General features: G+C 65.3%; 8 protein-coding genes. 6 read left to right on the forward strand and 2 right to left on the reverse strand.

The genetic code is table 11. The annotated features are described in order from the left end of the window. Nucleotides 1–221: 221 nt before the first annotated feature. Both AC1DYX_RS25665 and AC1DYX_RS25670 read right to left on the reverse strand, forming a co-directional pair. Entirely contained in the window at nucleotides 222–1,226 is a 1,005-nt protein-coding gene (locus AC1DYX_RS25665; RefSeq protein ID WP_477264137.1) for a sensor domain-containing diguanylate cyclase, read from the reverse strand. Nucleotides 1,227–1,336: 110 nt separating this feature from the next. After that, on the reverse strand, nucleotides 1,337–1,822 hold the full coding sequence (locus AC1DYX_RS25670; RefSeq protein WP_477264139.1) for a hypothetical protein: 486 nt from the start codon (nucleotides 1,820–1,822) through the stop codon (nucleotides 1,337–1,339). Nucleotides 1,823–2,036: 214 nt separating this feature from the next. Here AC1DYX_RS25670 and queE point away from each other — a divergent pair, with 214 nt between their 5' ends. The 6 genes from queE to AC1DYX_RS25700 form a co-directional block, all read left to right on the forward strand. Continuing rightward, nucleotides 2,037–2,672, forward strand: a complete 636-nt coding sequence (gene queE, locus AC1DYX_RS25675) for a 7-carboxy-7-deazaguanine synthase (RefSeq protein ID WP_477264141.1) — start codon at nucleotides 2,037–2,039, stop codon at nucleotides 2,670–2,672. Between the two features lie 7 nt (nucleotides 2,673–2,679). Continuing rightward, the gene (gene queD / locus AC1DYX_RS25680; RefSeq protein WP_477264143.1) at nucleotides 2,680–3,126 is read left to right on the forward strand and encodes a 6-carboxytetrahydropterin synthase QueD; all 447 of its coding nucleotides are present in this window, start codon (nucleotides 2,680–2,682) and stop codon (nucleotides 3,124–3,126) included. Then, nucleotides 3,119–3,628 carry a tRNA adenosine(34) deaminase TadA gene (tadA, locus tag AC1DYX_RS25685; RefSeq protein WP_477264145.1) on the forward strand — a complete coding sequence of 170 codons (510 nt, stop codon included), beginning with the start codon at nucleotides 3,119–3,121 and terminating at the stop codon, nucleotides 3,626–3,628. The genes queD and tadA overlap by 8 nt, the downstream gene beginning before the upstream one ends. A 164-nt stretch (nucleotides 3,629–3,792) precedes the next feature. After that, nucleotides 3,793–4,728 (forward strand): alpha/beta fold hydrolase, encoded by a 936-nt coding sequence (locus AC1DYX_RS25690; protein WP_477264147.1) that lies wholly within the window; start codon nucleotides 3,793–3,795, stop codon nucleotides 4,726–4,728. After that, nucleotides 4,725–5,642 (forward strand): muramoyltetrapeptide carboxypeptidase, encoded by a 918-nt coding sequence (gene ldcA, locus AC1DYX_RS25695; protein WP_477264149.1) that lies wholly within the window; start codon nucleotides 4,725–4,727, stop codon nucleotides 5,640–5,642. Before AC1DYX_RS25690 ends, ldcA begins: the two co-directional genes overlap by 4 nt. A 64-nt stretch (nucleotides 5,643–5,706) precedes the next feature. Next, on the forward strand, nucleotides 5,707–6,779 hold a 1,073-nt coding region (locus AC1DYX_RS25700; protein ID WP_477264151.1), incomplete at its 3' end, for an ATP-binding cassette domain-containing protein.

The raw sequence follows: 6,779 nt of genomic DNA on the forward strand, positions 1-6,779 counted from the left end.
GGTGAAGGCCRCCGTGCGCCACGGGTGGGATCGCGCGATGCTGTGAATGCACCTTGATGCCGATCGCTGGAGAACGGTTGTAGGGTGGACGGGGCTCCCGCCCACGCGTTCAACTACTCGAGCGTTGGAGCAAAGCACGCTCTGGCTGGACGCGTGGATGGCCGAGCCGTCCACCCTACCGACGCAGGCTCCCCGCCGGCGTTTTTATTGGCGCTACCGGATCATGCGGGCTCGGTCACCGGGAGGCTGATCCGGTTGCGCCCCATGTGCTTGGCGCGGTACAGCGCGGCGTCGGCCGTGGCGACCAGCTCGCTGGCGCTGTTGTCGTGCGAGGCGATGGCCGTGGCGGCGCCGATCGAGACGGTGACGTGCTGTCCGGGCGTGAGGCGGTTGGGGACTTGCAGTTGTTCCACGCGGGTGCGGATCCGCTCGGCCACACTGGCCGCGCCCTTGAGCGACTGGTTCGGCAGGATGACGGCGAATTCCTCGCCGCCGTAGCGCGCGACGAGATCGTTGGCGCGCATCTCGCTGGCGACGGCCGAGGCGATCCGTTTCAGGCATTCGTCGCCGCCCAGGTGGCCATTCGCGTCGTTATACGCCTTGAAGTTGTCGACGTCGACCATCAGGAGCGACAGCGGCTGGCGCTGGCGCAGCGCGCGCGCCCACTCGGCGTGCAGGGTCTGGTCGAAGCAGCGGCGGTTCGCCAGGCCCGTGAGGCCGTCGCGCGTGGCCAGTTGTTCGAGGGCGATCTGGGCCAGCTTTTCGTCCGTCAGGTCGCGCAAGGTTTCGACGACGGCCACCAGCCGGCCCCGGTCGTCCAAGACGGGGCTGGCGTCGGCGGCCAGGTAGCGCCGCCGGCCCACGCGCGGCATGTCGCACCAGGTTTCGGCCGAGAGGTGCGCGTCGTCGACCGGGGCAGGATGTGGCCGCGTACGCCCGGCTTGCGCGGCACGCTCTTCGATCAGCAGGTCGGCAAGGGTAGGGCGGCGCTCGTCGAAAAAGCTGCGCCAATGGTCACGCGTACCGATGATCTCGCGCGCCGGCACGCCCGTCAGGCGTTCGCAGGCGCGGTTCCACAGCATCACGCGGGCCGACGTGTCGAGGACAAAGATGGGAATGGCCACCGTCTCCATCAACTGGTGGGCGAACGCGCGGTCCGCCACGGCCGGCGTCCCGGTCGCGTCCGAGGAATCCATGAGCCGCTGCGCTGTGGTCGGGCTTGTCATGTGCMGTCCTTCGGTTCTGTCTGTTAAGCAAATTACTTGCTGACGAGAACCGATTGTGCGTCACTGACAATGACGCCCGCTTGATATTCGACAAAAGTGTTTGGCGGTGGCTATCCTGGCTCGGTGGCGTGTGTGGCGACGATCGCATGGGCGACCCGGTCGACGCGGGTACACAGCAGGTCGATGCGCGAAGCCAGCAGCGGATCCTCGAGCGCATACTGGCGTCGCACCTGCAACAACTCGGTCTGGATCGCCACCAGCTGGGCGAGCGGGTCGAGGTTGCCGCGGCGGCCGTCGGCACTCGCGGTCAGGCGGCCCAGCAGCAGATCGGACTCGGCCAGCGCCTGGTCAGCCTGGCTGCGCGCCTTCTGTTCCCGGCACAGGGCAGCTTCCAGACGTGCGATGCGGTCTTCGCTACGCAGGCGCCGGAACAGYGTGGCGAACACGAGGGTCATCATGATGAGTGCGAGCATGCCTAGCTGCAACTGCCCGGGCACGGCAGGCATATGGCGCCGTTCGGACAGCCCGATGCCAACGACCAGCAACAAGATGGCGCCGAGCGTGACGCGCAACGGCTTGGGCAGCATGGTTTTCATGACGCTCCCTCCAACGAGGACTAGGACGACTCGATTAGGAACTTTCCGTATCCAAAGGTACGACTTTCTGAGCGGCATGCTTTTGCTTGTCATCAATTTCAACCGTATTCACAACAGGGGYGGAAAAATGGAAGTGCTTCTGGCGACCCGTTCGCACGCGGTATAATGGAAGGTTGACGCGAAGCTTACGCGGGTGTTGACCCGCCTTTCTATTGTGACCTACAGCATCAAAGAAATCTTCTACACCCTGCAGGGCGAGGGCGCCCATGCGGGCCGGCCGGCCGTGTTTTGCCGCTTTTCCGGCTGCAACTTGTGGACCGGACGCGAAAGCGACCGCGCCACGGCCGTCTGCCAGTTCTGCGACACGGATTTCGTCGGCACGGATGGCGAACGCGGCGGCAAGTTCAAGGATGCCGCCAGCCTGGCCGCCGAGATCGACAGCCTGTGGCCGCAGACCTATCCGGACAGCAAGTACGTCGTGTTCACGGGTGGCGAGCCGCTGCTGCAACTGGACGCGCCGCTGATCGCCGCCATGCACGCGGTGGGCTTCACGATCGCCATCGAGACGAACGGCACCTTGCCCGTGCCCGAAGGCGTGGACTGGATCTGCGTGAGCCCGAAGATGGGTTCGACGCTGGTGGTGGAGCGGGGCAACGAGATCAAGGTCGTCGTCCCGCAGGCGGGCCAGGACTTGTCCGCCTACGAACACCTCGATTTCGACAATTTCTACGTCCAGCCGATGGACGGCCCGCTGGCGCAGTTCAACACCGGACTGGCGATCGAGACGTGCCGCCGCAATCCGAAGTGGAAGCTCAGCCTCCAGACCCATAAACTCCTGAATATTCCTTGAAGTACACATGCTGACCATTACCCGCAAGCTGGAATTCGATGCCGGCCACCGCATCCCCGACCATAAAAGCCAGTGCCGCAACCTGCACGGCCACCGCTACACGCTGGAAATCACGCTGACGGGCGCCGTCATCGACGTCGAAGGCAATTCCGACAACGGCATGATCATGGACTTTTCCGACATCAAGGCGCTCGCCAAGGAGCATCTCGTCGACGTCTGGGACCATGCCTTCCTCGTCTACGAGAAGGACGAGTCCGTGCGCGGCTTCCTGGCCAGCCTGCCCGGGCACAAGACGGTCGTGATCGACCGCATCCCGACCGTGGAAAACCTCGCCCAGGTCGCGTGGAACATCCTGAAAGCCGCCTACAAGGACCGTTACGGCACCGGCCTGCGCCTGCAGAAACTGGTGCTGCACGAAACGCCGAACTGCTGGGCCGAGATCACGGATGCCTGATCCGACCGACGACGCCGCCTACATGGGACTGGCGCTGCAGGAAGCCCGCAAGGCCTGGGCCGCGGGCGAAGTGCCCGTCGGCGCCGTCGTGGTGCGCGACGGGGAGGTCATCGCCGCCGGCTTCAACCAGCCGATCGGCCGCCACGACCCGACGGCGCACGCGGAAATCGTCGCCCTGCGCGCGGCCGCGGAAAAGCTCGGCAACTACCGGCTGCCGGGCTGCGAGCTGTACGTAACCCTGGAGCCGTGCGCAATGTGCTCGGGCGCAATGATGCATGCGCGACTGGCTCGTGTGGTGTATGCCGCGCCGGATCCCAAGACGGGGATGTGCGGTTCCATCCTCGACCTGTTCGCGCTGGAGCAATTGAATCACCACACGGACGTCGTCGGCGGCGTGCTGGCCGACGAGGCCAGCGCCATGCTGAAGGGCTTCTTCGCGGAGCGCCGCGCCGCCCGGCGCGCGCCGGCACCCGACGTCGCGCCCGACGCCTCGACCGGCTGATGCATTCCGCGCGGCGCGCGCGCATCGTTGACGCCACCGCTTCGCCGAAAATGGTATGCTGGTTCCAAGCCGCCGCCGCAAAGGCTCGGGAGTACTCTTGGACCAACAGCTCACTATCCGGCACCACTACCCGATCCGGTCGACCCGGTGCCGGCGACGCCACCATGCCTAGTCTGAACGCCAACGGGATCCGCATCGCTTTCGACACCACGGGTGATCCGAAGGCCGTGCCCCTGCTGCTCATTTCCGGCCTCGGCCTGCAGCTGACCGCCTGGCCGGACGAATTCGTCGAAGGCCTCGTCGAACTGGGCTTTTACGTGATCCGTTTCGATAATCGCGACAGCGGCCTGTCCACCAAGTTCGAGCACGCCGGCACGCCCAGCCTCACGCTGGCCTGGCTGAAGTCCCGGTTGCACCTGCCTTTGACGCCACCGTACCGCCTGGAAGACATGGCCGACGATGCCATCGGCGTGCTGTCGGCCCTCGGCGTCGCACGTGCCCACGTCGTCGGCATGTCGATGGGCGCCATGGTGGGGCAGGTGATGGCCGCGAAATTCCCATCGCGCGTGCTCAGCCTGACCTCGATCATGTCCAGCAGCGGCCGCCGCGGCTTGCCAGGCCCGACGCCGGCCGCCCGCCGCGCCTTGCTGCGCCGGCCCAGAGGCTGGACCGGCGGCGCCGACATCGAGGCGGCGATCGATTACAACGTGCACCTGCTGCAAACCATCGGCAGCCCCGCATACCCGACGCCGGAAAAACAGCTGCGCCGCCGCATCGCCCGCGCGCTGCGCAGGAACACTTGCCCGGGTGGCGTATTGCGGCAGATGCTGGCGGTGACGGCCAGCGGCAACCGCACGCCGCAGCTGCAGACGATCGTTGCGCCCACGCTCGTGATCCACGGCGCGGCCGATCCTCTCGTCCCGTTGGCCTGCGGCATCGACACGGCGCAAGCGATTCCGGGCGCCCGCCTGGAGGTCATCGAGGGCATGGGCCACGACCTGCCGGCCCAGTTGCTGGAGCGGTTCCTCGCCTTGATCGACGCCCATGCGCACGGTAAGATGGCGCCCGACTCGACACCAAGCCTCTTCGTCAAACAGTGACCTCATCCAAACTGGGCATTGCCCTCGTCGCGCCCGGCGGCTACGCCCCCGAGCCCGAAGCCATTCCGCGCGGCATCGCGCGCCTCGAAGCCCAGGGCATCCTGGTCCACAATTATTACCGCCACGAAGAACGCCACCAGCGCTTCGGTGCCACCGACGCCGAGCGGCTGGCGCAGCTGGAAGCTGCCGCGGCCGACCCTGACGTGCAGATCGTGATGGCCATCCGCGGCCAGTACGGCATGAGCCGCCTGCTGCCGGACATCGATTTCGAACGCATGGCAGCCAGCGGCAAGATCTTCGTCGGCTATTCCGACGTCACCGCATTCCAGATGGGCCTGTTCGCGAAAACCGGCGTGCAAAGCTATGCGGGACCGATGTTCGCCGGCGACTTCGGCGCCGTCGCCCCCGCTTCCTTCACGCTGGACGATTTCTGGCATTGCCTCGCCGGCCCCACGCACGAGGTGTCCGGCCATGGCGCAGCGAATCCGCGCCTGGACGTGACCGGGACCGTCTGGGGTGGCAACCTGGCGATGATCATGTCGGTCGTCGGCACCGACTACTTTCCGCGCATCGAAGGCGGCATCCTGTTCCTGGAGGATATTGCCGAGCACCCGTACCGGGTCGAGCGCATGCTCTTGCAACTGATGCACGCCGGCGTGCTCGCGCGCCAGCATGCCGTCGTGCTGGGCGATTTTTCCGGCTACCGGCTGGCGCCGGCCGACAATGGCTACAACTTCGACGAAATGCTGACCTATCTGCGTGCCACCTTGCCGGTCCCGGTGCTGACGGGGCTGGAATTCGGCCACATCCCGCGCCGGGTGACGATTCCGTTCGGCGCCCATGGGCATCTGCGCTGCGACGGCGAGCGCTGGACGCTGGTGCTGTCTGGTTACCCGACAGTGCAGACCGCCTGACGCAGCCCACCCCCACAGTGGTAAAATGTGCGGTTAATCGAAAACCCAAAGCGAAGGTTTCCCAGTGCTCAGTACAGCCAACATCACGATGCAGTTCGGCGCCAAGCCGCTGTTCGAAAATATTTCCGTCAAGTTCGGCGACGGCAACCGTTACGGCCTGATCGGCGCGAACGGTTGCGGCAAGTCCACCTTCATGAAGATCCTCGGCGGCGACCTCGAGCCGTCCGTCGGCAACGTCAGCCTCGACCCGCACGAGCGCCTCGGTAAACTCCGCCAGGACCAGTTCGCCTACGAAGACGTGCGCGTGCTCGACGTCGTGATGATGGGCCACACGGAACTGTGGAACGCGATCCAGGAACGCGACGCCATCTACGCCAATCCGGAAGCGACGGACGAGGACTATATGAAAGCGGCCGAGCTGGAAGGCAAGGTCGCGGAATACGACGGCTACTCGGCCGAAGCGCGCGCCGGCGAACTGCTGCTGGGCCTGGGTATCGACACCGACCTGCACCAGGGCCCGATGAGCGCGGTGGCGCCGGGCTGGAAGCTGCGCGTGCTGCTGGCGCAGGCCCTGTTCTCGGATCCGGACATCCTGCTGCTGGACGAACCGACCAACAACCTCGACATCCACACGATCAGTTGGCTGGCGGACATGCTGAACCAGCGTAACTCGACGATGATCATCATCTCGCACGACCGCCACTTCCTGAATTCGGTCTGCACGCACGTCGCGGACATGGACTATGGCACGCTGAAAGTCTACCCGGGCAATTACGACGACTACATGGAAGCGTCGACGCAGGCCCGCAACCAGCAGCTGGCCAACAACGCCAAGGCAAAGGAAAAGGTTGCCGAGCTGCAGGACTTCGTGCGCCGCTTCTCCGCGAACAAGTCGAAGGCCCGCCAGGCAACATCGCGCGCCAAGCAAATCGAAAAGATCAAGATCGAGGAATTCAAGCCATCCTCGCGCGCCTATCCATTCGTGCGCTTCGAAGGCGAGAAGAAGCTGCACCGCCTGGCGGTCGAGACGGAAGGCCTGTCGAAATCCTACGACCGTCAGCTGTTCAAGAATTTCTCGATCATGGTCGAAGCGGGCGAACGCATCGCCATCATCGGTGCCAACGGTGCCGGCAAGAC

Source organism: Massilia sp. P2_C2 (assembly GCF_056404615.1).